The sequence below is a fragment of the Mesorhizobium sp. WSM4833 genome, from assembly GCF_055811095.1.
This window is the reverse complement of record NZ_JBVVQG010000020.1, coordinates 63,119-87,111: the sequence shown is the minus strand read 5'-3', so window position 1 is coordinate 87,111 and position 23,993 is coordinate 63,119. Positions and strand designations below refer to the sequence as shown.

Below are 23,993 nucleotides of genomic sequence, written 5' to 3'. Positions count from 1 at the left end.
TTTGTGCGAGTGCGAAGAGCTAAAAAAGACCTTCAGCTGTGCGGTGTTGACGTTCGTCCAGCAAGGCTTAAATTCAATCGATTCAATCACCCTGAAATTGGGGCCAAATCATTATCGCGAACATGGACCATCAGGCAAAAGGAACCAGAAAGGGCAGAGCCGCTGTCAAGGCCGACGAAGCAAAAGTGGACCTGATCGCCGTTGTGGTCGCCGTAAATGACAGTGAACCCTGTCTTCTCACGATCGGAAACGCGGACACCCTTCCGTCCGGACCATATGCGCTAGAGCATCGATCGCTGCAATCCGGACTGAGGGGTTGGGTGGAGCAACAGACCGGCCACCCGCTGGGGTACATCGAGCAGCTCTACACTTTTGCCGATCGGGACCGCATAGGGGCCGAGCGCCAGGAACGCGCCATCTCAATCAGCTATCTGGCACTCACTCGGAAAGACCAGGCAACGGGCTCCGGTAATTGTGGGTGGCGGAGTTGGTACGAATATTTTCCCTGGGAGGACCATCGCTCCGGCACGCCGGTGGTGCTCGATATTTTACGACCACGCCTGATCGAGTGGGCGGACGGCGCCAGCGATGCGACCACGCGACGCGAACGCCGGCAGCGCGCCGCGATTGCCTTCGGTTTCGACGATCGCAATTGGAACGAGGAACTCACGCTCCAACGCTATGAGTTGCTCTATGAATCTGCCCTGATCGAAGAGGCTGGTGGCGGACGGGACGTCGCGCCCGCGGCGGTATCTGGCAAGGCAATGATCGCCGACCATCGACGAATCCTGGCAACCGGCATTGCGCGGCTCCGTTCAAAGATCAAGTACCGGCCGGTGGTGTTCGAGCTCATGAGGCCGTCGTTCACGCTGCTTCAGCTGCAGCGGACCGTGGAGGCGCTCGCCGGGAGGCTCATCAACAAGCCGAACTTCCGAAGACTTGTCGAGCAGCAAGAACTGGTCGAGGAAACTGGCGAGACCTGCCTCGAGACGGGCGGGCGGCCGGCAAAGCTCTATCGGTTCCGCCATGCCGTCGTCGACGACAGGGCTGTGGCGGGAACAAAATTGCCGCTCACGCGGGCTTGACATACTTATAGTCAAGGTAGACATATTCCCCTTATTGTCAGATGGAATATAATCGGAGGCGCTGATGACTGGGGCGTTACCTATGGCTGCGTCCCTGTACGAGCGCGTCCGGCGGGTGATCCCGCCGGTCGAATGGCTGGCCTTCACCAGCGACATTGAAGCCATCCTGGCGCTGAAGCGTGATCGCAATGCGGTCATCCTTGCGCACAATTATCAAACGCCGGAGATCTTCCACTGCGTGGCCGACATTGTCGGCGACAGCCTCGCACTGGCCCGCAAGGCGGCTACGGTCGAGGCGCAAATCATCGTGGTTGCCGGCGTGCATTTCATGGCCGAGACGGCCAAGCTGCTCAATCCGAACAAGATCGTCCTCATCCCGGATCTCGGCGCCGGTTGCTCGCTGGCCGATTCGATAACGGCACAAGACGTGCGGCTGATGCGGCAGCGCTATCCGGGGGTCCCGGTTGTCACCTACGTCAACACTTCGGCGGCTGTAAAAGCGGAGTCGGACATCTGCTGCACCTCGGGCAACGCCAAAGCGGTTGTGGAATCGCTCGGCGTGCCGCGTGTGATCATGGTGCCCGATGAGTATCTGGCGAAAAACGTGGCGGCGCAGACGGAGGTCGAGATCATCGCCTGGAAGGGCCACTGCGAAGTGCATGAGCGATTCACGTCGGCCGACATCCGGGAACTGCGCGATGCGCATCCAGGGGTCATCGTGCTCGCCCATCCCGAATGCCCGCCAGAGATTGTCGCAGAGGCGGAATTCTCCGGCTCGACCGCGGCCATGGTGAAATATGTCGAGCGGGAGAAACCGCCGCGCGTCGTCCTGCTAACGGAATGTTCGATGAGCGACAATGTCGCGGTCGCGCATCCCGAGGTCGAGTTCGTCCGCCCCTGCAATCTGTGTCCGCACATGAAGCGCATCACACTGGCTAACATTCGCGTCGCACTCGAGCAGAACCGGCATGAAGTTCGGATCGATCCCGGGATTGCAGGGCGCGCGCGCCGCTCGGTCGAGCGTATGCTTTCCATATGAGCCTCGACGTTCATGACATCGGCGGGGCGCCGGTCATCATCGGCGCCGGTTTGGCAGGCCTGATGACGGCGCTTCATCTAGCGCCGGAACCGGTTGTGCTTCTGTCCAATGCGGGGCTGGGTACCGGAGCCTGCAGCGAACTCGCCCAAGGTGGTCTTGCGGCAAGTGTCGGCGGCGAGGACAGTTCCGAACTACATCTTTGTGACACCCTCGCAGCCGGCGACGGCCTCTGCGACGTGACGACGGTGCGGCGAACGGTCCAAGCTGCACCCGAAGCCATCAGGACTCTAGAACGCTTCGGTGTGGCATTCGACCGACGCGCTGACGGCGCGTTGCGGCTCGGACTTGAAGCGGCGCACTCGCAGCGGCGGATCGTGCATGCGGCGGGCGATGCCACGGGTCGCGAGTTGGTCCGCGCGCTAATCGCCGCGGCACGGCGCACAGCCTCCATCACTATCCTGGAGAACGTGGAGGCCCGCCGGCTTATCGTGGAAGACGGGGCGATCATCGCCGTGGTCGCGGCTGGGTGCACGGGCGCAATCGCCTTGCCAACGCGCCGGGCGGTTCTGGCGACCGGCGGCATCGGCGGCCTGTTTAACGATACGACAAACCCGCCTGGCTCATGTGGACAGGGACTCGCCCTCGCCGCCTGTGCCGGGGCGGAGTTTGCCGACCTGGAATTCGTGCAGTTCCACCCGACCGCACTCGAGGGTCCGCGGCGGCCGATGCCGCTGGTGAGCGAAGCGGTGCGTGGCGAGGGTGCTGTGCTCGTCGACGAGCAAGGAGAGCGTTTCCTCGCTAAAACCGCAGGGGGCGAGCTTGCGCCTCGCGACGTGGTTGCGCGCGCGGTCTGGCACCAACTCGCTGTCGGACGCCGTGTGTTCCTGGACGCAAGGCAATGTCTGGGTCCCAGATTTGACAAACGCTTTCCGGCAATCGCCGATTTGTGCCGCCAGGCCGGCATTGATCCCGCGACCGACCTGATCCCGGTGCGTCCGGCGGCACATTATCACATGGGCGGTGTTGCTGTAGACGCTGCCGGCCGCAGCTCCATCGAGGGACTGTGGGCATGTGGCGAGGTCGCATGCACCGGTCTGCACGGCGCGAACCGACTCGCCAGCAACTCGCTTATGGAAGCGGCGGTCACAGCGAGCTGGGTTGCTGAAAGCGTCGCCAACGTATCACACACCCGGCGACCGCGCGTGTGTTCCGCATTCGTGCCCAAACGGCCAGATGCCTCCGGCATCCGCCCAATCGTCTCCGCCGCGCTCGGCATCATCCGCGATGGCGAGACGCTACGCGACGTGGTCGCGACTCTGTTGCCGATTGCAGCTCACGACAGCGCTGCCTCCGACCCAGCCTTGGTCGCGCTGATGATCGCCATTGCGGCCCTGCGGCGCGAAGAGAGCCGCGGCTCGCACTGTCGTTCCGATTTCCCCGGACGCGATGCGCACGCGCGCCAGTCACGGCTGACACTGCGCAGCGCGATACAGACCGCCGTCTCACTCAGCTGGCGGGCACCGATACGGAGCACCATGACATGAGATCATTCTCACCCCTTCCCTCAACCCTGATCGAGCCGATCGTACGCGGTGCTCTTCTCGAAGACCTGGGCAGATGCGGCGATCTGACCAGCGACGCCGTGATCCCGCGTGATCGCACGGCCACGTTGGTGCTCAAGTCGCGACAGACGGGGATCGTTGCCGGGCTCGATCTGGCCGCCTTCGCCTTCATGCTCGTCGAACCTGCGATCGACATGCAAATCTGGCGCGCTGACGGCAGCGATGTCGCGGGTGGCGAAACTATCGCCATGCTGTGCGGACCGGCGCGAGGCCTGCTCACGGCCGAACGCACGGCACTCAATTTTCTGTGCCGTCTGAGCGGCATTGCCACGGCCACGGCGGCGATGGTCGAAGCCGTGCGTGGCCACAAGGCGAGGATCGTGTGCACGCGAAAGACGACGCCCGGCCTGCGAGCTTTGGAGAAATATGCGGTACGCGTCGGCGGCGGCGCCAATCACCGCTTCGGGCTCGACGACGCCGTGCTGATCAAGGACAACCACATCGCGATCGCCGGCGACATTCGCACGGCAATAGAGCGGGCGCGCGCCGCCGCAGGGCACATGGTGAAGATCGAGGTCGAGGTCGAGACGCTTGAGCAGCTCGATACAGCGCTCACGCTGGGAGTCGACGCAGTGCTGCTCGACAATATGTCGGTTGAGGATCTTACGCGCGCCGTGGCAATGGTCGGTGGCCGCGCCATCACCGAGGCTTCCGGCCGGGTGACACCGAAAATGGCTCCGGCGATTGCCGCGACAGGAGTTGACCTCATCTCGGTTGGCTGGCTGACACACAGCGCGCCCATTCTCGACATTGGCCTGGACATGCCGTGTCGCGGGAACATCAGCACTCATTTGAACTAAGGGAAACACAATGAGGAGCAACGCGCGCGCGGCTGCATGCGCAGAGACGCTGGAAAAGCACGCTTCATGCAGCTCACCTCCATACCCGGATCCCGGTATTGCGCTCACCGACGAGCCTATCGGAAGGGGCTCGCCACTGGACGGACTCGTGAGTGCGCTCGCTGATCAGCAACAGAGGTTTTTTGACGATGACGACGGGAATGAACGAGGAGTGCGGCTCGAACTGTGCCACGCAGTCGATGGAGGCAGCACTGCCCCGATGGAACCGCAAAGAGGCCGAGGCTATATACGGCATGCCGTTCAACGATCTGCTCTTCCTGGCCCAGACCATCCATCGCCAGAACTTCGATCGCAACCGGGTGCAGCTGTCGCGGCTGCTTAGCATCAAGACCGGCGGATGCCCGGAGGATTGCGGCTATTGCAGCCAGTCTGCGCATCACGAAACCGGCCTGAAGGCATCGAAGCTGATGGAGGTCAAACATGTCATCGAGGAGGCGACCAAGGCACGAGATGCTGGCGCAACCCGCTATTGCATGGGTGCTGCCTGGCGCAGTCCGAGGGACCGCGACATGGACGCTGTGCTCGCCATGATCGAAGGCGTGAAGGCGCTTGGCATGGAGACCTGCATGACGCTCGGCATGCTCGACCTCAGCCAGGCGCAACGCCTGAAAGCGGCTGGTCTCGACTATTACAACCACAACCTCGACACGTCCGCGCGCTATTACGGCAAGGTCGTTTCGACCAGGACCTTTGCCGACCGGCTCGAAACGCTTGGGCGGGTGCGCGAGGCTGGGATCAAGGTCTGCTGCGGCGGCATTGTCGGGATGGGAGAGGAAAAGGCCGATCGCATCGACATGCTGGTAACGCTGGCGAACCTGCCCGAGCCGCCGGAAAGCGTGCCCATCAACATGCTGATCCCCATCAGGGGGACGCCGCTTGCCGATGCCGAGCCCATCGAACCGATCGATTTCGTCCGCACCATTGCGCTCGCCCGCATCATGATGCCGAAGTCCTCTGTAAGGCTCTCCGCCGGCAGGACGGCGATGAGCGACGAGACCCAGGCGCTGTGCTTCTTTGCCGGGGCGAATTCCGTGTTTGTTGGCGACACGCTGCTGACAGCGGACAATCCAGGCGAGGACAAGGATACTCGTTTATTTAGACGTCTCGGCATCGAACCGATGCAATGCGAGGCGAAATGAACGAGCCACCGCTCGCCCGCTATGAAGCCACCTTGCAGGGGCTGGCCCGCAAGGACCGGCTGCGCACATTGTCGCCGCGGGGCGGGTTGGACTTCTCCTCCAACGACTATCTCGGGTTTGCCGCCTCGAAGAGACTTGGCGACGCAGTCGCGGCCGCAATCCAGCGGGGCACCCCGGTCGGCGCTACCGGATCGCGGCTTCTGCGCGGCAACGCGCCGGAGCATGAGCAATTGGAGGCAGATGCGGCGGCGTTCTTCGGGGCCGAACGGGCGCTGTTCTTCAGCAGCGGCTATGTCGCCAACTTCGCCCTGCTGAGCACCCTGGTGAAAAAAGGCGACCTGCTGATCCTCGATGAACTGGCGCATGCCAGCATGCATGAAGGGGCGCGGGCTGGACGCGCCGAGTTCAGGATGGTGGCGCACAATGACATTGATGCTTTTGAGGACGCGATCAGGTGCTGGCGCGCCGAAGGCGGCATCGGGCGCATCTGGATCGGGGTCGAGAGCCTGTACAGCATGGATGGCGACCGCGCGCCAATGGAGAGCCTGGTCGAGCTTGCCGATCGGCGCGATGCATTCATACTGGTCGACGAGGCACATGCCACCGGGGTCTGGGGATCGGCGGGCCGCGGGCTGGCCGCGTCGTTCGAGGGCCGCGACAACATCATGGCCCTTCATACATGCGGCAAGGCGCTGGGTGCATCCGGCGCGCTCGTCACCGGGCCGGGAGTACTGTGCGACTATATCGTCAATCGCTGCCGGCCGTTTATCTACGCCACCGCGCCATCGCCGCTCATGGCAGCGGCGGCGCGCGAAGCGCTCGCAATGCTGGTCGACGAGCCGATGCGCCGTATTCGGTTGCACGAGCACGTTGCCTTTGCAGGCCGGCAACTGGCCGAGCGTTGCGGAGCCAAGCCCAGCGGTTCGCAGATCCAGCCATTTGTCATTGGGGAGGTGACGCGCACAATGGCGATCGCGGCGGCTCTGCAGGCCCGCGGCTTCGACATACGCGGCATTCGTCCGCCGACCGTGCCGGAGGGTACCTCGCGGCTGCGCATTTCGCTGACGCTCAATGTCGGCAAGGCCGACATTTCGGCCATGGTCGAGACGCTTGCCGAAGTGTTGGCCACGGCATGAGCAAGCGTATCGTGGTCACCGGAACAGATACGGGAATTGGCAAGACGGTTTTTGCCGCGGGGCTCGCAGGCCTGCTCGACGGCTTCTACTGGAAGCCGGTGCAATCGGGTCTCGATGAGGAGACCGACAGTGAGGTGGTCGAACGGCTCGCTGGCCTGCCATCAGGGCGCGTGCTGCCGGAGGCCCACCGCTTGAGGAGCCCGCTTTCGCCGCACCGTTCAGCCGAAATCGACGGTGTCTCGATCGAGGCTGCCGATCTTGCATTTCCGGTCCTGCCCACACCGCTCGTCATCGAAGGCGCTGGCGGACTGATGGTGCCGATCAACCGACAGACAAGATTCATCGACATCTTCGCTGAATGGCGGCTGCCGGTGATCCTGTGCGCCCGCACCGAGCTCGGCACGATCAACCACACTTTGCTGTCCATCGAAGCCCTGCGGGTTCGCTCCATCCGGCTGATCGGCGTTGCCTTTGTCGGTGAAGAGGCGGCCGATACGCAAAGGACAATCACCGAATTGGGCGCGGTGCGTCAGCTCGGCAGACTGCCACTCCTGGCTCCGCTCACGCGCGAAACTCTGCGAAAGGCGATGATTGCCGGCTTCGACCTCGCCCAGATTGCCGAGGGCGAGTGATGTCGGGGTCGCGCGTGTGGCATCCATTCACCCAGCATGCGATCGAGCCGCCCATGCCGGCCGTTGTCCGCACCGAAGGCGCTTGGCTCCAGACGAATGACGGAAAGCGTATCCTCGATGCAATCTCCTCCTGGTGGGTGGTCACTCACGGCCACCGCCATCCACGGATGATGGAAGCGATCCGGATTGCGACCGAGATGCTTGACCAGGTGATCTTCGCCGGCCTCACCCATCAGCCGGCAGAGCAATTAGCCTCCGCGCTGATCGAAATGGTACCGCCAGGCCTCGACTGGGTCTTTTACTCCGACAGCGGCTCTACCTGCGTTGAAGTGGCGCTGAAGATGGCGCTTGGCTATTTCCGCAACATCGGCGCGCCGCGCTCGCGCATCGTCGCGATGGAACACGGCTATCATGGCGACACGATTGGGACGATGAGCGTCGGCGCCCGGGGCGTGTTCAATGCCGCCTACGAACCGCTTTTGTTCGAGGTCGACATCATTCCTTTTCCGGCCGCGGGGCGCGAGCAGGAAACGCTGGATCGTTTCGAGGCCCTGTCTCGTGACCGCCGCGCCGCCGCGCTGATCATCGAGCCGCTCGTGCTTGGCGCCGGCGGCATGCTGATGTATCCGGCCTGGGTTCTGACCGAATTGAAGAGGATCGCTGAGGCCTACGGCACGCTCTTGATCGCCGACGAGGTGATGACCGGCTGGGGACGCACCGGAACCATGTTCGCCTGCGAGCAGGCGTCCATCTCTCCGGATATGCTGTGCACCTCGAAGGGCTTGACCGGCGGTGCCGTCCCGCTGGCGGCCACGCTTGCCACCGATGCCATCTTCCAGGCCCACTATTCCGAGGACCGCAAGAAGACGTTTTTCCACTCAAGTTCCTACACCGCCAATCCGATTGCCTGTGCGGCGGCACTTGCCAATGTCGAGGTCTGGCGGAACGAGCCTGTCGCCGAGCGGGTCGCGGCCTTGAGCGCGAAACAGGCCACTGGCCTGCAACGCTTCCGAAACAATCCCTTCTTCGCCGACAGCCGAGCGAACGGCACGATCCTCGCTCTCGATCTGCGCACCGGCTCGGCCGGCTATCTGGCGGAGATCGGGCCCAAACTGCGCGCTTTTTTCCTCGAGCGTGGCATGCTGGTGCGCCCGCTCGGCAATGTGCTCTATCTGCTTCCGCCCTATTGCATCACCGGCGAGGAGCTCGACTGCCTCTATGGCACTATCGAGGAGGCCGGCGAACGCTTCGGTTCGCGGTCATGAGCCGGTCGTCGCGCATGCTGGGCTTCGGTCATCATGCGCCTGCGCGCAAGGTCGAGAACCCGGAAATCGAAGATCGTCTCGGGCTCGAACCCGGCTGGATCGAGCGGCGCACCGGAATCCGCTCGCGCTTCTGGGCAACGGGCGACGATACATTATCGGGCCTTGCCGCGCGTGCCGGCGACATGGCGCTGGCGGATGCCGGTGTCGACCGTGACGATATCGGCCTGCTGGTGCTCGCGACGTCGACGCCCGACCATCTTCTGCCGCCGAGCGCGCCGCTGGTGGCACACCGGCTGGGACTCGACCGCGCCGGTGCGGTTGACCTGACAGGCGCCTGCGCCGGCTTTATCTATGCCTTGATGTTCGCGGACGGATTCACCCGCCTGCATGGCAAAGCGAGCGTGGTCATTGCCGCCAATATCCTGAGCCGCCGCATCAATTCAGCCGAGCGCGCAAGTGCGGTGCTGTTTGCCGATGCCGCCGGTGCCGTGGTGGTTGCGCCGTGCGAAGAGCTGGATCGAGGGATTCTCGGCGCCGCGCTGGCGTCGGACGGCTCGCGCTACGGACTGATCCAGATTCCCGCCGGAGGAAGCAACAAACCGTTCCACGGCGGGCTGGAGCTCGAGCAGACCTGGATGACGATCGCCGACGGCCGCGAAGTGTTCGCCAAGGCCGTGGAGATGATGTCTCGCTGCTCGCAGGATGCCCTCTCGGCTGCCCGAATGGGATCGCAAGAGATCGACCGGTTCGTGCCACACCAGGCCAATGCGCGGATTTTCGATGCGGTCGGCAGGAACCTCGGCATAGCGGATGGAGCGATCGTCAAGACGATCGCCGAATATGGCAATTCTTCCGCCGCTACGATCCCGCTCTCGCTGTCGCTGACCCATCAGACCGAGCCATTCCGGCCGGGCGAGAAAATCCTTCTGGCTGCGGCAGGCGCCGGTCTCAGCGGAGGCGCCCTCATCATAGGAATTTAGCCGCACGGCGGTCATGCACAGGAGTGGTCACGGATGACACGAGCAAACGGGTCTGCCAAAAAAAGGTCGCCGGCAAGCTTCACGGGCGCTGGCGCGGTGACGCGAGAGCGATGAAAGTTGCAGGCGATTCTGTCGATCAGCATAATCGGCGATACTGTCTTGCCAGAAGGGTTGTCGGCGCCAGCCTGGGAGCGGAGCGGCTCATAGACAGCTTCCTCGTTCGACGAGTCATCCTGGTCGATAGGCAGGTCCTTCTGATGCATAGATCAACATTGTAGCGGCAGCAGTGCAGCCGAGAATTTGAATAAGAGGCCCCTCGAAGGCATCATCATGCAGTCCGAAAAGAATACCCATCTGCCTGCCTCAACAACCCTCGCTCCCTTTCGAAACCGGGTGTTTCGCTCGATCTGGATAGCCACACAAATATCCAGCCTCGGCTGGCTCGTGCAAACGGTGGCTATCAGTTGGCTGATGGCCACGATTTCTGCTTCGGATCTGATGGTTGCACTTGTGCAGGCTGCATCCACCTTGCCTGTATTCCTCCTTTCGATCCTGGCAGGAGCCATTGCCGATAACTTCAGCCGCCGATGGGTGATGTTTGCGGGACACTGCCTGATAGCCTTGGCGTCAACGACGCTGATGATTTCTGTGGGGCTCGGATTTGCCGGTCCCTGGCTAATCCTCGGATTGGGTTTCCTGGCCGGCTGCGGCTTTGCCTTGAATGATCCGGCCTGGCACGCTTCTGTTGGCGATATCCTTCACAAAAGGGACATCCCGGCCGCGGTCACCCTCATGTCGGTCGGATATAACATTGTGCGCAGCGTCGGTCCGGCCTTGGGGGGCATGGTCTTGGCGTTCTTTGGACCGCTGGCCGCTTTCGCCTTGGCAGCCTTAAGTGATCTGGCGCCGCTAACCGCAATATGGCGTACTCGATGGGATGTTCGCACTTCCCCTCTCCCTCGTGAACGAATGACGATGGCAATTCATGACGGAGTGCGCTTCACGGTGATGTCCCTGGAGATCAGGGCAGCGATTGCCCGCGCCACCCTTTTCGGCCTGGCAAGCATCTCCATCCTTGCATTGCTGCCTCTGCTTGTCCGGGACCAGCTGAACAGCGGACCTATCATCTACGGCATCTTGCTGGCCGGCTTCGGCATCGGTGCTTTCATCGCGGGCATGAGCAATAGCTTTCTGAGGCGGATCACGTCTCAAAACAGGCTGGTGTCCTTCGCCTCCGTCGCTTGTGCAGCATGTTGCCTTTCCCTTGCACTCACATCGTCGATCCCTGTGGCGGCCGTTTCGCTGGCACTTGGCGGCGCGGGTTGGCTCATCACCTGGACTGGCATCGACGTGTCGGTGCAGCTGGCAAGCCCCAGGTGGGTGGTCGGCCGCACATTGTCGATCTACTACGCGTTGAGCGCAGGTGGGATGGCCGCTGGCAGCTGGATCTGGGGTACTGTCGCACAGAACTACTCCTTAGGCTGGGCTTTGGAGGGCGCCGCAGGCGCTCTGTTGCTGGTTGCAGCTGCGGGAATACTGTTTCCGGTCGGTCCATGGGAGGAAACGGATCAGGAAAGTTCGGATTTTCGGCCGCCGGAGCTGGCACTCGAGTTGAAGCCCAGAAGTGGACCCATAGTGGTGAAGGTGGAATATCGTATATCCGAAGAGGATATCGAGACCTTTCTGGGCTACATGCGCGCAAGGCGGCATGTTCAGAGCCGTGCCGGTGCGCGAAACTGGACACTGCAGCGAAATCTTCAAACGCCATCAATTTGGACAGAGACATTCCGCACTCCAACCTGGATGGATTTTCTTCGCCTGAATCATCGGCTCACGGCAGCGGATAAGGAAATCGGTGATCATCTCCTGTCACTGCATGATGGGGAGCGTCCGCCTCACACAGTGCTTTCCATCGAACGCACGACTGAGGCAGCTCGTACCCGTTCCCCGACACTTTTTTCTCGCCCTCCGAGATGACGTGATACAAGAGCGATCGCACTTGGCGCCAGTCGGAGTTCGAGGACCGTGAAGGCCCCAGGCAGTACACGAGCTGATGCGGCCGGCGCTCTCTTGAGAATTGCACCGCGTGTCGAGGCCGGGGAACTGCGCTCTGGTCGTTCCGCCAGGCGGCGCGAGACGGCAAGAAGCGCATGGGTCTTGAGTGGTGGGGATCGCCGGCAGCGCCCTTCGGCGGGCAGTCAGCCAGTTGTGCGGCCCGGATGGCCGGCAAGAGGATCCGACTCGCTCCAGGCAGGCGCTGGGCCAGCCAGAACCGGGGGCTGTTCGAGCCCAAGCGTTTCGAATTGGCGCACGCATGGCCTCGAGCTTTCAGCGCCGGAGATGGTGGCCAGACAGAGATTTGACGCCCTTGAAGGGCGGCCCCGCGGAACGAGAACGCGTTCAGTATCATTGCTGCGCTCTTTGGGCGGCTTGCCTTTCGCGATGTTCGAACGCGTCGGTGAAGCTATCGAGTTCTTGGTGGGTCATCCCAAGCGCGCGCCCCTCCTCACGCCATGTGGCGACCGCCCTCTCGACTTCTGCGAGGATCGTCTTCGCTCGATCGGTCTTGATCCGGAAATAGGCAGTGACGGACATCAACGCGTCGATCGTCGCTTCCGGTCCGGTTTCCTCCGATACCCAGGTTTTCAGTTCTCGCACCCGCTCTGGGAACGGGTTGATGTCGAAGGCAGGCGCCAAGCGCCATTGCCCGCGATGCACATGGATAAAGCCGTGATTGTGGAGGTGGTCATCGACATTGGTGATAAGGATTGAGAAGGCGATGCGCCGCCAAAGTTCTTCTATATTGGCCGCTGGCTGGCTGCCGTGCTGACGGAGCACATCCACGAGTTCAGTATAGCTATGCTCGCCAGCGTCGCCTGACTCCGCGGCGATCATGGTGGCGGCGGAGACATACATAAGCCGATTTCCGTTCGGGGTCCGATCGAAGCGCCGGATGAGCGCGACTGGAGCGCCGTCGCTGTCGAGCAAACGTGTCTCGGCAGCCTCCACGCCGGCTTTTTTGGCCAGAATCATGGCGAGCACTTCGCCTTTTGTGACAGATCGATCATCGGCAATGCTCGGAAACTTACCTATAGCGAGGCGTCCGTCATCATCGACGACAGAGCATTTCGGACGAAGTCCCCCAAGGGACGTGCCACGTCCACGCAAATAGGCGAGATCCGCTGCCGTTTCGGTGTTCGTCTCGACGGCGTGTGTGGCCGCGAGGAGTTGACCGACTTCAATGAGCGGCGGCGTGGTGCGTCGACCCTCCTCGGTCTTCCTTTGATAACTCCCTGCTTCGTCCTTCAACCGGAGCGCACCAATGCGGCTCATGTCGTCCACTGCCAAGAGGTAATCCATAGCGTTCAGAGGCGGCGTTTCAGCGACATTCCCAGCCCGGCGCGCCTCTTGGCGACGCTTGGCGTGGTCGCGCTGGATGACACGCCGGCCCCATCCGTCCGGCTCGGTGTCGGCGATCGCGTTGTGGAACACCGATCCGTCGCCGGTCTTTCGATGAAACTGAGGGCCGGTAACGAGTGGCAGACCGGGTTCGATCGAGAAGCCTTCCGCTGCTCTCAGCCAACCTGCATCGTATTCAAACGCAGCGCCTTCACGCGCACCCTGCTGATCATAGCGCAACGTGCCCAGTGGCGTCGCTTCCTCGCCGAGGTGAACAGCAATAGAACGTCTCATATTGCACCGGGCGGCCTACGCACCCTTACCCTTTTGGGCAAACGTTCGGCATCGAGGAGCAGGCCTTGTTCGTCGCGCTGGGGGTCGACGATCTTAGTCAGAGCCTCGTCAAAGCCCAGAACAAAAAAGGTCATGGCGTAAGCACCCATAGCAACTGTCGGGTCTCCTTTTTCGATCTTCAGATAGGTGCTCTTTGCGATGCCCAGTCGTTCCGCCATCATCATCACGGTCAGGCTGCGTTTTTTGCGGGCGAGCGCAATGTCGGTGCCCAGCTTGACAAGCGCCCGCTTGACTCTGGGGGGCAATGTGTCGGTCACCGTCGAGCGCATCTTTGTCTCATAAAAACGACCTTAACTTATTTTAGGTCTTTTATATAAACCCAAATCTGGGATCTGTCGAGAGTAGGCTAGATAGCTGTCGGTCCCCAAAGGGTATTGGCGCTGCCACCAGACGCGCCAATCTCGTGAGCATGCATCCACCCAATCCGCATTCGCCAGATAAGCTGCACAGGGTGTCAACTTTGCCCCGGAATTCGCCGCTGCAAAACGGAACGGGCCATGCTTGACTCGATTCCGGTTGCGCGCCGGAAGCACAGAGCAGCCACGCACGCTCTTTCGACCCCACCCTTCATAGCGAGCAAAGGCTGTCGGCATCGAGCGAAAGTGTCACATTCCAAACATACGAAGTTGTCCCAACGTCTGGTTCTCGTGCTCAGCCTGCGCCGACAAGAGAGCGCCACGAGCAGCAGCCGCCAATTTGAATGTCGCGGAGCCGGTTCGTCGGAATGGCACGTCGCTTGCTGCTCCGCATGGAACGCACACTGCTAGCCCACGAACAGCGGAGATAATAATGGCGATTGATTCACAAGGGCTGCCCCTCCCCTGTGCCCCTGCTCAGCGGGTATTCCGCATTCCTCAGATTGCAAAGAAGAATGCGATCCCCTTTTGAATGGAGATCCAGAATGAACGTAAGCAGCCTTCTTCCCGGCTCGGTTGCGGCCCTGATCTCCGTTTCGGTGGCTCGCGCGGCGGACGAAATTCCCGCGTCGGACCGGACCGAATACGTCCAGATCTGCGACGTCTACGGTCCGGGCTACTTCCATGTCCCCAACACCGACACCTGCCTGCGCATCGGCGGCTACATCCGATACGACGTCGGCATCGGCGGTGTCCGTTCGCATGAGGGGGCAAGAACATCCAGTGCGAGAACCGGGGAGGCTCAGGGCACCTGGCGAAACAACACGCGTTTCACGTTCAAGACTTGGACGCGCCAGGAAACCGAAATCGGACCCCTGAAGACCTATACTGAAAGCCGCCTGAACTTCGGCAACCGCAACCCTTATCCGGGTCCGGACAGCTCTCAGAACCATGCCTTCAACAGCGGCACCAAGTTGACTTCCGCCTGGATCCAGCTTGGTGGTCTCCGAGTCGGGAAGGACGAATCGGCCTTCGACACATTTATCGGATACGCCGGGAACATCCTCAATAACGCACTTGTTCCGTATGGCGACTTCGATACCAACGTGGTTCAGTACTATCTGGATTCCGCCAGTGGCTTTTCAGCTCTGGTTTCACTTGAACAAGGGGTAAGTGAGGTCGGTTCTCTCGACAGCCATGTTCCCCACGTTGTACTAGGCGTGAGACAGACGCAGGCCGGCGGCGCGATCACCGGCGTAATCGCTCGTGACAGCAACTACGACGCTTTGGCCGGCAAGGTCCGCATCGACGTCAATGTCACAGATGACCTGTCGCTATTCGGTATGTTCGGCTACGGCTCCATTGGCAATCTCAACGACGACCCAACCAACGCTGTCGCCGCTCATGGTCGCGGCTTTTACAAGAATTGGAGCGGCGATTGGGCTTTGTGGGTGGGCGCCACCTATACGCTCGACGAGAAAACGGCGTTGAATTTCCAGGTCTCCGGTGATCAGCTCCGGAACTCCGGACTGGCTGCAAACGTCGCGTATATGGCCATTCCAGGTTTCACAGTCACAGCCGAAGTCGACTATGTCCATTATGCCAAGTTCGCTGCCGTCGACCGTGCCGGCATGAATCCGATTCACGTCGGCAAAGCGGACAGCCTCGGCGGCGTACTGCGATTCCAAAGCTCATTCTAACGCAACGAATCTGAATGTCAGAGGGCCGACAGGTGGCCTCGGGATCTGACCTTGCGACGTTCAAGATGTTGTCTTGGAAGATCATGCCCCGACGTGTTGGTGGACTTCATAGCCTGCTCAGCGAGGCTCGCATAGAGCGCTCAGCACCGGGTGCGTCCATCTGTATCCCACTTGTGCTACCCCCATTGCGATGAGCTGCTCGATATCGAGAGCTTCGGCAGCACGGCAAGAACGGTAGACACCTGGACGCTCCGTCCAGGCACTCGTCAAGTTTCCTCAGTGGTTCAGGATCAGTTTTCGGCGGGCGTCGTTGCAAAATCAGTTCTATTCACCAAGAATCTTGTTCTGGTCGGGCCATCTTCAAGGGCAATTCAATTCGTGTCTGAGTCGCAGCGGACCGTGACAGCATAAGTCACTTTGCTCCGCGTTCTTGCTGCCTTGCCTAGTTCTCCGCCGCGTCATTGTCGCCGACATATGGCGGACGCTCCGATGTGGAGCCGGTGTCCTCAGCAGCACCGCAAATCGGGCATCAATGCATCCACGTCATGGATGTTCTTATCGAAGCAATCGATTTTTCTGGCTGTCCAATGATGAATATGAAGCACTTGGCGTGGTGGGCGCCGTCGGAGTCGTTGCATGGAATCGCTTGTCCAGTGCGGCCAGGGTGCCGAGGCGATCTTCGGAGGGGTCGACCATATGATCTGCGACCCAACGGCAATTGGCCGTCGTGGAGACAATGGCTTTCAAGTAGCAGGGACCATCTGCCGGGTGAAAATAACTGATCACACCGCATGTCGGCCGAGCTGAAGTCCGCGATGGTAGCGTACCGAACTGTTCGGACCGCAAAATGCGACGACGTCGCCCACATCACAGCTGCGCCTGCAGTCCCCCCGTGCCAGCGCCAAATTGACGTGTTCAGTAGGAGCCAAAGCATATGCACCGTCGTAATCTGATCAAGGGGTTCATTGTACTGGGCGCGTGTCCTATTTGCGCTGAAGCCGCGCGGACGGCCAGCACCGAATGGGGATATGCCGGCCCGGTCGGACCCGAACAATGGGGGCATCTGGACAAGAGGAATTTGGTCTGCTCGGCGGGCATGCAGCAATCGCCGGTCGATATCAAGGGCGCGGTCAAAGCGGATATTCCGCGCATTGCCATAGGCTGGCACAGGGGCGGCGGCAGGATGGTGAACAACGGCCACACCATTCAAATCAACCTGCAACAAGGCAGCACGCTCACTCGAGGGGATCGCGTCAGTGAGTTGCTACAGTTCCACTTCCATGCGCCAAGCGAGCACCACGTCGCAGGCAAGAGTTTCCCGATGGAAGCGCATTTCGTCCATAAGGACCGCGACAGCGATACTTTGGGTGTGCTGGGCGTGTTTCTGACACCAGGCGCGACAAATGCCAGTTTTGCCAGGCTTGCTGCAGCTTTTCCAGCAACGTCAGGCGATGAGGCAACGGTCGACGACGTCGATCCGAACGAGCTTCTGCCGGCTTCGCTTGGCTACTGGACATATGAAGGATCTTTGACAACACCACCATGCACGGAAAACGTCGACTGGATGGTGGCGAGGGAACCGGTTGAGGTCGACCCAGCAGACATGGAGCGATTTACCTCGCTGTATCCCCGAAACGCGCGCCCTATCCGTTCACCCAATCGGCGCTTCATCCTGGGCCTCAGCTGAGGACCCCTGAAGCCGCGAAGGGTCGAAGCACCGCCTGCGCGTTGTATTCATCTGCTTCCACGCAACGATGTGCTCCGCATCGCGGGGGTCCTTTGGACGCTCATTCTCGTTCTGGAAGTGACCGAAAACCAAGTTTGGCGACGGTGTTGAACCGTCCTCGTAAGGGTGAGAGGTAGGCGTGGCTTTCCTATTCCAGCAGCATCCGGCCGCATACCGAACGCCTGGCGAGCTGGACTTCAGGTTGGACCTTCGCAAGGCGTGCACCGCGGATCAAACGCCGTTTCCTTGGGAAACACGGCTCAGCTCCGACAAAGCAATTGTAATCGCCCTAGCCGCCTCGGTTGCGCTCTTGGTCGGGACGCAGGGGCAGCCCCCGCAGATCAACGATGCGATCCTAAGTCAACTGCGACCGATTCAGATCAACGATGCATTGCTCCGGCGCGACGTCGCCCGCGCTCGGACGGATATGGCATTGGACTCCCGGTCGGTTGCTTCTGCCGGACAGGCATTGCAAAGGAATCGTGAAAACTTGCAACGCTCTCCCGGGGTTTCGCCCGATGAGAGCTCTGGGCAAGCCAGATTGCGCGCGCAGCTCATAAACTCGATCGAAGACAAGGAGGCTGCCGTCTCAGCCTTGGTCAAGCAAGATCAGCTTTTGCAAAACTGTCTCGCTGATCTCGCTCGCTCGCTTGGTCGCCTTGGGGGGGCACCGTCACGCAGGGTTGTACTTTCCAAGCTGATCGCGAGTTCGGCCGAACCGGGGCTCGCCCTCGCATCACAGATGGATCAGCCTCCCGACCGATTTGCTCCGAGCCAGGCCCGGGCTGCCGCGGATGTTGTAGGCAAGGCCGGCGCTGCCGCGTCTTCATTGTGGAGGTGGGACCAAGCTGCCAATCAGATCGCATCCCTCGACACATCCTCCAAGGCCGCCGAACTGGAGCGAGAGCATTTGAAAGGCTACGCTTTGGCCAGCGCGCAAGCGCAGCGTACGCGATTTTTCCTTGGCTTGCTGTCCATATGCCTCTGCATGTTTGCGATCCTTCGGTCCTCCAGGCAGCATCTGCGGATGAACCGGCTGAAAAGGCGGTTGGAGCTTGAAGAGGCAATGCGTGAGATCGAATCTCGCTTCAACGATAGTAAGGCAAAGAATGCCTCGGCGCGCCTTTCCACCGAAGCAGCGCTTAGACTCGTTCAACGCGTTTTCGATTCGCATCAATGCGCGCTCGCTCTGGTGGATCCGAGTCTCAGCAGGCAGACCGAGTGCTTTGTGGCGAACACGTGCATACCCGTCTGGAACCTCTCGCTTATTGATGAAGTCGTTTCACTTGTCCGCGCCGGACGACCAGTGTTTCACGTTGTTCCGGCGGCTGAAATCGTTCGGATCGCACCAGGCACGACCGGCTTTTGTCAAATTGTAGCTTGCAGGGCCTCCGATCAGCAGGCTGTGGTTTGCATCCTTGTTTTTGAACGAGATCGCTCACTCCCCTCAGCAGACGACCTGCGAGTTCTTGCCAGTGCCATTGTGCGTTTGAGCAACCATCTTGAAATGCAACGTGTAAATGACGAACGCGACATTCTGGTGAGTCGATGGGAGCATGTGGAAAGGCTGAGGACTGTCGGCACGATCGCAAGCGGCGTCACACATGAGTTCAACAATATTTTAGGCGCAATAATCGGATATTCAGAAATTGCCCAAAGTCTGGTGCGTCGCCCCTCTCGAATTCGGAACCACATCGACCAAATCATCTTAGCTGGCCACCGAGCCAAGCTGATCGTTGACCAGATCTTGTCCCTCAGCCGAAACCGAAAGCGCGTGCCAGTGCCTTTCAATGTCTCCGAAATTGTTATGGATCTTGCGCCATTGCTGCGGGTTACAGTTCGTGCGGATGTTCAGTTGAACTTCAAGATCAACGAGTGGGAAACGGTGATCGAGGGCAGCCCAACCGAGATACAGCAGATCCTCATGAATCTGTGCAAAAACGCGTCGCAAGCTGTCTTGAAGGAGGGCCGTGTCGAGGTTAGCGTTTCTCGCGCCCAGGTGTGCCAAACAAGGCCGCTGGCTCAGGGAACCTTGAGACCTGGAGATTACGTTCTCCTCTCCATCAGCGACGATGGCACAGGAATCGCAAGTTCGATCCTTCCGCATGTCTTTGAGCCCTTTTTTACCACGCGCTCTCGCGTCGGCGGGACCGGGCTGGGTCTTGCCGCGGTGGACAGGCACGTGAGCGCGCTCGCAGGCTGCCTTGACGTCACCTCGGCTGTTGGCCGAGGGACGCGCTTTGATATCTACTTACCGGCCTGCGAGGAGGAGCCAGTCAGCACTGACATCGTTTTCGGCCCATACGACGGATCACTTGGCAACGGAGAAATCGTTGCAGTTGTGGAGCCCGATTCAGCAGAGTTGGAGATCTACAAGGACAAGGTCGCCGCGCTGGGCTACAAGCCGGTCGGCTTCGCGACCTTCGAAAGTCTTTGCGGCTGGATCGAGAGCGGGAAGGCAGCTGACCTGCTGATCTTGGGTAGAATGCCTTTCGTTGAGCGGGAACAGGCAGAATCTGCATGCCCTACCCTCATGACGGTGCCTGTCATAGTTGTCGGTGAAATCGACCCCATGCCGGTCACATCTGCTAATCAAGCCTTCGTCCTGTGGCTAGCGAAGCCGGTCTCGTCCCGGACAATGGAGCATGCGGTTCGTACGATGATGATGGCATGATGCCGCCGACTCGCTCAGGCTATCCAAGCACTCCGAGAAAGCCCGTCAAAAGACATCGAAGTAGAACAAAATGACGCGTCACATCACCGGCTTATCGATCCCGAGACGTTGTTCCTTAGTGCTTGTTGAGAAGGTCGGCTACTGTCTCTCCCCGTCGCCGGGCATCGGCGGCGAGCCATACCTCTCCCACCTCATACACGTCGCCTTGGGTACGGAACGGTACGATGACGTCAATAGCAGCCGAGAGCATGTCAAGAAGCGTGCGGTCTTCCACAGCGGCTCCTTGCGCGCTGCTCTTGACGAGTGAAAAGAGCTTTTTGAAACCTTGGACCGGATCAGCCCCATGGATCGTGGATATCGATCCCGCATGGCCGGAAACGACTTCGCTAAGGTAGGCCCAAGCGGCATCATCACGCATCTCGCCAAGCAAAATTCGATCGGGGCGCATGCGCAAGCTGGCTTGCAACAGTTGCTCGGCCGTCACCGCACCTGCGCCTGCCCGGTCCTTCGGATAGAGTAACCGGACATGGTTCTCGTGCGGGATTGCAAGTTCGAGCGTGTCCTCGATACTGATCAACCTCTCTTGCGGGGGTATAGCGTCGATCAAAGTCTTGCTCATTGTCGTTTTGCCGCTTCCAGTAGGTCCGCAAAGCAGCATGGTGAGCCGCCCGCAGACACAGGCTCGCAAAAATTGCTCCAAGTCACCATGGTCGTAGTGGTGAAGAATCGTTTCGTCCTGCCGCTCCTGGCGCTCTTTTCGTGAGCGCCATTGATTCCAACGCGAGTATTCGTAGCGAGAGGAGACTTCCTTGAGTTCGGTCACACGACTTGAGGGACGCCGTATCGTCAGGCTTATTGTTCCTGAGGGTACAGCGGGCGGCAGACAGATCTGCAGCCGCTCTCCGTTCGGCAACTCAGTCGCACAAAGAGGGCTTTGCGGTCCAACATCTTGCTTGCGCAGCGCTCCAGCGAGGATCGCGATGTCCTCAAGATCGTCATAAGACAGTGGCAGCGGGTGTTTCGTGAAAACGCCGCCCTGTCGGACAAAGGCTTCCCCAGGCCGGTTGATAGCGACCTCTTCGGTCCTTGGCTCCTCAAGCCATTTCAGAACGGGCTCCAGAAGCAAACGCAATTGAGGATCAGCCTCGGATTGCATTGTTGTCTCTCCGGCGTCCACGATGTTGAGGGGATGGCGCCACGGCAGTGGCTCTAAGATCGTATACATCTGAGAAATCGAGGTCCCGAGCCACAAAGATGGACACGGCATCTCCCTGGTTTTTCTTCAGGGTTGGCGGAACGTTAACTGTCGCTCTCAGCGTCGTCTCGACGGCTTGTCCACCATTGCTCTGGAAGCTGTTGATGCCGCTTCCGCCGCCAGAGCTGGCCGCGTATTGACCGGCCGCCTGAAACGCGCCTTGAATGACGCTCATGAGAATGGCGCCGCCAAAGCGTTCCCGGAAGTGATTGTCCACTGTGCCAGGCATTCCGGAGCGGCCAAGCTCGTCAGCGCCTGGCGATGCTATCGAAACGAGGGCATGGTCAGGTGTTTCGATCCGCGTCCACAGCACGAAGACACGCGCATCACCCTGTTGGAGACCGCTCTGGATTTCTCCAATCACGGTCGTCCCGCGGTCCAAGAGCACGACATTGTTGGTTGTTCCGCGAACGTCTTTAGGTAAAACACACTTCACATAGCCGGGTAAATTTGTGTCAATTGCCGTTTGCAGAATGCAGGGAATGATCGCTCCTTGAGTAATCACGAGATCAGGGTGCGGCAAAAGTGTGGCCCGGCTCGGCTCCTGTATATCTGGCTTCAATCGGCCTGACAGGTCGCCACCGTTTGAAATCTCATCCGCGGTCGCCGGAGCATCTTTATGCTTGTCTTCGCTCCGCTTATCGTCATTGGGCATTTCACCGCTGCCACTGTAGGCGAAAATTGGTGATTCCTCCGGCGGCGGATCATCTGGCGCCGGTGGGGGCGGCGTGGATGGCGCAGGATCTGCCGCCTGCGCCGCCTGTACGGGTGCTGGAGGTTCAGGAGCAATCTCGATCGGCACGGGGCGGAATGGCTCGGCGTTATCGACAATTGGCGGTTTTGGCTGAGATGGCTCGTCTTGTGTGCTGGAACGACCTCCGAGCCAGATGAGCGATAGAGACGAGATGAGAACGAGAGCAGCGACGGCCAATTTCTGCGATCCCGAAACATGCCGGCGGGTCGGCTCCGAGACCATCGATCCGGATGCATGGACATCATGTCCCGCCTGCGGGCCGGTAAGATTCATCGGCCCGAGCCTTTCAAAACGCGCCACACGTTGGGTGTCACCGTACCGGTCCCTGGCGCTCGTCCCAAAGGATCATAAGCCCTGTTGAAGATGGACAAGACCGTGTTGCCATCTCTCAGACGCCATTCCCGGGCGACTGCGGATACTTCAACATAGTCGCCTTTGACCGTGTAATTGGCAGCGGCTTCCTTGCCGTCGGGATTGATGACGTAGAGGGAGGGTATGCGAGAATTGCCTGCGAAGCCAAATACGGTCGTAAAGCCATTATCGAAGACTTCCAGCGGCGCCAGCGATCGATCGCCCTTTGCGACGTAGTGAAAATTGCTTGCGTCCCGACTGGCAGTTGCGGCGGGCCGATTCAACAAATCCTGAACTCTCTGGTCTTGCAGCACTTTCGCCCGGGCCTGGCCAAGAATCGAGCGTCTTTCTGCTTCCTTTCTCCGAGCAGCAGCCTCATCACCTGGATAGGTGAACTGCACACTGTAGTATAGGTCTGGTTGCTTCTCATCGAGTTTGGGCATCGCCTTGGTTGAAATACTGAAGACGTATCTGCGTGTACCGGACTCGCTCTCGGCCAGCACGATGACCGGCTGTGGCGACAGCATCCGGCTAGCCTTAAAAAAGAGATAGTTGGCGCGCGGGAGCGCAGCCAGGTCTTTGCTATTGGAAACGGCCACGGCTGCGACAGTCTCGTTGGCCGCGAATGTGACAACCAGCGTTGCCCCCACTGCGGTCGACAGGCGCACCACTTCGTCGGGGCGGTAGGCTAGGTAGCGCATCCGCGCATCATGCTTGCCGGCAAGTGGCGTGTCTTCGGCGCACGCTTCCATCGTCAGGAAGAGTGAACAGGCCAGCGCCAGAAATACTCTTTTTGTCATGGCTGCACGAAGCCCAGGTTCGATACGGTATCTTCCGAGGCTTGATAGGATGTGACGAGTAGGCCTCCCGGATTGGTGAGCCTCGACTGCCCAGGCAGACCCGTCAAGCGCTCGTAGCGGATGGTAGCTGTCCAGGAGGTCACTATCGGCGGCTGCCCATCGATAACAAGCGTACGTTTGTATCGGATCTGCTGAACGTCGGGACTGATGTCGTTTGATGAAATATGCCCGACCTCGAGCTTGCCGCGCTTGCCGACTGTGACTTGCGGCGAGGTGGGATTGGGATAGTTGAAGAAATCTTGATATTGCTGTTGCACAGTCGGTGCGCTGAAACTGGATACGAGATCATAGGCGTATTGGGCTGTATCTGCTGTGTAGCCCTCGCGCAGGCGCACATATTCCCACAGCGAAGCGTTTATGACGGCTCGGTCTTGGGTTGCGGGCAGTCGAGAGATTGACACTTCGCTGTCTACGGTCCCGTCCGGCCGTACCCATAGGAACACAGGCACGAGCTTGGCCAAGGGGACCATGGCAGCGATGGTAAATGCCTGGGCAACATTTCCGAGGACCGCCGCCGCGGCAAAGGCTATAAGGGCCTTTGACAGGCGCCGCGCAGACTTCGCTCGTGAAGTTTGAAACGCTTCCACCTGCTTGTAGTGGGCGGCTAGCGTTTCTCTCTCCACCAGAAGGGCATGTTCAGGAAACTTCACTTGGGCTCTTCCGTACACTCAACCTGAAGATCCTCAGGTGTGGTTTCCCATTGTCCCGCGTTCAGTTGGAATGGCGTACCCGTGCAGGTCGCAAGCCGATCGGTTGTCTTGCAGGCCGCCAAAGCGAGGATTGACAACAGTAGATAGCGTTTCATG

21 protein-coding genes are annotated in these 23,993 nt (G+C 60.2%); 13 read left to right on the top strand and 8 right to left on the bottom strand.

From position 1 onward, the window contains the following. Nucleotides 1-122: 122 nt before the first annotated feature. The 9 genes from AC0L2D_RS28650 (at nt 123) to AC0L2D_RS28610 (ending at nt 9,758) form a co-directional block, all read left to right on the top strand. A complete protein-coding gene (locus tag AC0L2D_RS28650; RefSeq protein ID WP_473543547.1) occupies nt 123-1,085 on the top strand; it encodes an NUDIX hydrolase in 963 nt (320 codons plus the stop codon). A 64-nt stretch (nt 1,086-1,149) separates the two neighbouring features. Further along, the gene (gene nadA, locus AC0L2D_RS28645) at nt 1,150-2,124 is read left to right on the top strand and encodes a quinolinate synthase NadA (RefSeq protein WP_473543545.1); all 975 of its coding nucleotides are present in this window, start codon (nt 1,150-1,152) and stop codon (nt 2,122-2,124) included. Then, complete coding sequence (locus AC0L2D_RS28640) at nt 2,121-3,668, top strand: L-aspartate oxidase (RefSeq protein WP_473543543.1); 1,548 nt, start codon at nt 2,121-2,123, stop codon at nt 3,666-3,668. The genes nadA and AC0L2D_RS28640 overlap by 4 nt, the downstream gene beginning before the upstream one ends. Next, a complete protein-coding gene (nadC, locus tag AC0L2D_RS28635; protein ID WP_473543541.1) occupies nt 3,665-4,546 on the top strand; it encodes a carboxylating nicotinate-nucleotide diphosphorylase in 882 nt (293 codons plus the stop codon). The genes AC0L2D_RS28640 and nadC overlap by 4 nt, the downstream gene beginning before the upstream one ends. 188 nt (nt 4,547-4,734) lie before the next feature. Then, nucleotides 4,735-5,745, top strand: a complete 1,011-nt coding sequence (gene bioB, locus AC0L2D_RS28630; RefSeq protein ID WP_027163108.1) for a biotin synthase BioB — start codon at nt 4,735-4,737, stop codon at nt 5,743-5,745. Beyond that, nucleotides 5,742-6,881, top strand: coding sequence for an 8-amino-7-oxononanoate synthase (locus AC0L2D_RS28625; RefSeq protein WP_473543539.1), 1,140 nt, complete (start codon nt 5,742-5,744; stop codon nt 6,879-6,881). Before bioB ends, AC0L2D_RS28625 begins: the two co-directional genes overlap by 4 nt. Then, entirely contained in the window at nt 6,878-7,513 is a 636-nt protein-coding gene (gene bioD / locus AC0L2D_RS28620) for a dethiobiotin synthase (RefSeq protein ID WP_473543537.1), read from the top strand. Before AC0L2D_RS28625 ends, bioD begins: the two co-directional genes overlap by 4 nt. Further along, nucleotides 7,513-8,778 carry an adenosylmethionine--8-amino-7-oxononanoate transaminase gene (locus tag AC0L2D_RS28615; RefSeq protein ID WP_473543535.1) on the top strand — a complete coding sequence of 422 codons (1,266 nt, stop codon included), beginning with the start codon at nt 7,513-7,515 and terminating at the stop codon, nt 8,776-8,778. Before bioD ends, AC0L2D_RS28615 begins: the two co-directional genes overlap by 1 nt. Continuing rightward, nucleotides 8,775-9,758 (top strand): beta-ketoacyl-ACP synthase III, encoded by a 984-nt coding sequence (locus tag AC0L2D_RS28610; RefSeq protein ID WP_473543533.1) that lies wholly within the window; start codon nt 8,775-8,777, stop codon nt 9,756-9,758. The genes AC0L2D_RS28615 and AC0L2D_RS28610 overlap by 4 nt, the downstream gene beginning before the upstream one ends. Before the next feature lie 11 nt (nt 9,759-9,769). Here the strand turns inward: AC0L2D_RS28610 and AC0L2D_RS28605 are convergent, their stop codons facing one another. Next, entirely contained in the window at nt 9,770-10,021 is a 252-nt protein-coding gene (locus AC0L2D_RS28605; RefSeq protein WP_473543531.1) for a hypothetical protein, read from the bottom strand. Nucleotides 10,022-10,088: 67 nt separating this feature from the next. Between AC0L2D_RS28605 and AC0L2D_RS28600 the strand changes: the two genes are divergently transcribed. Then, entirely contained in the window at nt 10,089-11,735 is a 1,647-nt protein-coding gene (locus AC0L2D_RS28600; protein ID WP_473543529.1) for an MFS transporter, read from the top strand. Between the two features lie 429 nt (nt 11,736-12,164). Here AC0L2D_RS28600 and AC0L2D_RS28595 read toward each other — a convergent pair whose 3' ends face one another. Further along, nucleotides 12,165-13,451, bottom strand: coding sequence for a type II toxin-antitoxin system HipA family toxin (locus AC0L2D_RS28595; protein WP_027163101.1), 1,287 nt, complete (start codon nt 13,449-13,451; stop codon nt 12,165-12,167). Continuing rightward, the gene (locus tag AC0L2D_RS28590; protein WP_027163100.1) at nt 13,448-13,780 is read right to left on the bottom strand and encodes a helix-turn-helix transcriptional regulator; all 333 of its coding nucleotides are present in this window, start codon (nt 13,778-13,780) and stop codon (nt 13,448-13,450) included. The genes AC0L2D_RS28595 and AC0L2D_RS28590 overlap by 4 nt, the downstream gene beginning before the upstream one ends. A gap of 632 nt (nt 13,781-14,412) precedes the next feature. Between AC0L2D_RS28590 and AC0L2D_RS28585 the strand changes: the two genes are divergently transcribed. The 3 genes from AC0L2D_RS28585 (at nt 14,413) to AC0L2D_RS28575 (ending at nt 19,967) form a co-directional block, all read left to right on the top strand. Next, the gene (locus tag AC0L2D_RS28585; protein ID WP_473543526.1) at nt 14,413-15,567 is read left to right on the top strand and encodes a porin; all 1,155 of its coding nucleotides are present in this window, start codon (nt 14,413-14,415) and stop codon (nt 15,565-15,567) included. Between the two features lie 934 nt (nt 15,568-16,501). Beyond that, complete coding sequence (locus AC0L2D_RS28580; RefSeq protein WP_063171407.1) at nt 16,502-17,254, top strand: carbonic anhydrase; 753 nt, start codon at nt 16,502-16,504, stop codon at nt 17,252-17,254. Between the two features lie 241 nt (nt 17,255-17,495). Continuing rightward, complete coding sequence (locus AC0L2D_RS28575; RefSeq protein WP_473543525.1) at nt 17,496-19,967, top strand: two-component system VirA-like sensor kinase; 2,472 nt, start codon at nt 17,496-17,498, stop codon at nt 19,965-19,967. Nucleotides 19,968-20,082: 115 nt separating this feature from the next. Here the strand turns inward: AC0L2D_RS28575 and virB11 are convergent, their stop codons facing one another. Genes virB11 through AC0L2D_RS28550 form a run of 5 tightly spaced genes read right to left on the bottom strand, consistent with a single transcriptional unit; the run spans nt 20,083 to nt 23,992 of the window. Then, the gene (gene virB11, locus AC0L2D_RS28570; protein WP_473543523.1) at nt 20,083-21,123 is read right to left on the bottom strand and encodes a P-type DNA transfer ATPase VirB11; all 1,041 of its coding nucleotides are present in this window, start codon (nt 21,121-21,123) and stop codon (nt 20,083-20,085) included. Next, nucleotides 21,107-22,249, bottom strand: a complete 1,143-nt coding sequence (virB10, locus tag AC0L2D_RS28565) for a type IV secretion system protein VirB10 (protein WP_473543522.1) — start codon at nt 22,247-22,249, stop codon at nt 21,107-21,109. Before virB10 ends, virB11 begins: the two co-directional genes overlap by 17 nt. Beyond that, nucleotides 22,246-23,127, bottom strand: a complete 882-nt coding sequence (locus AC0L2D_RS28560; protein WP_473543520.1) for a P-type conjugative transfer protein VirB9 — start codon at nt 23,125-23,127, stop codon at nt 22,246-22,248. The genes virB10 and AC0L2D_RS28560 overlap by 4 nt, the downstream gene beginning before the upstream one ends. Further along, nucleotides 23,124-23,837, bottom strand: coding sequence for a type IV secretion system protein VirB8 (locus tag AC0L2D_RS28555; protein ID WP_473543518.1), 714 nt, complete (start codon nt 23,835-23,837; stop codon nt 23,124-23,126). Before AC0L2D_RS28555 ends, AC0L2D_RS28560 begins: the two co-directional genes overlap by 4 nt. Then, nucleotides 23,834-23,992, bottom strand: coding sequence for a type IV secretion system lipoprotein VirB7 (locus tag AC0L2D_RS28550; RefSeq protein ID WP_082827328.1), 159 nt, complete (start codon nt 23,990-23,992; stop codon nt 23,834-23,836). The genes AC0L2D_RS28555 and AC0L2D_RS28550 overlap by 4 nt, the downstream gene beginning before the upstream one ends. Between the last annotated feature and the right edge of the window lies 1 nt (nt 23,993).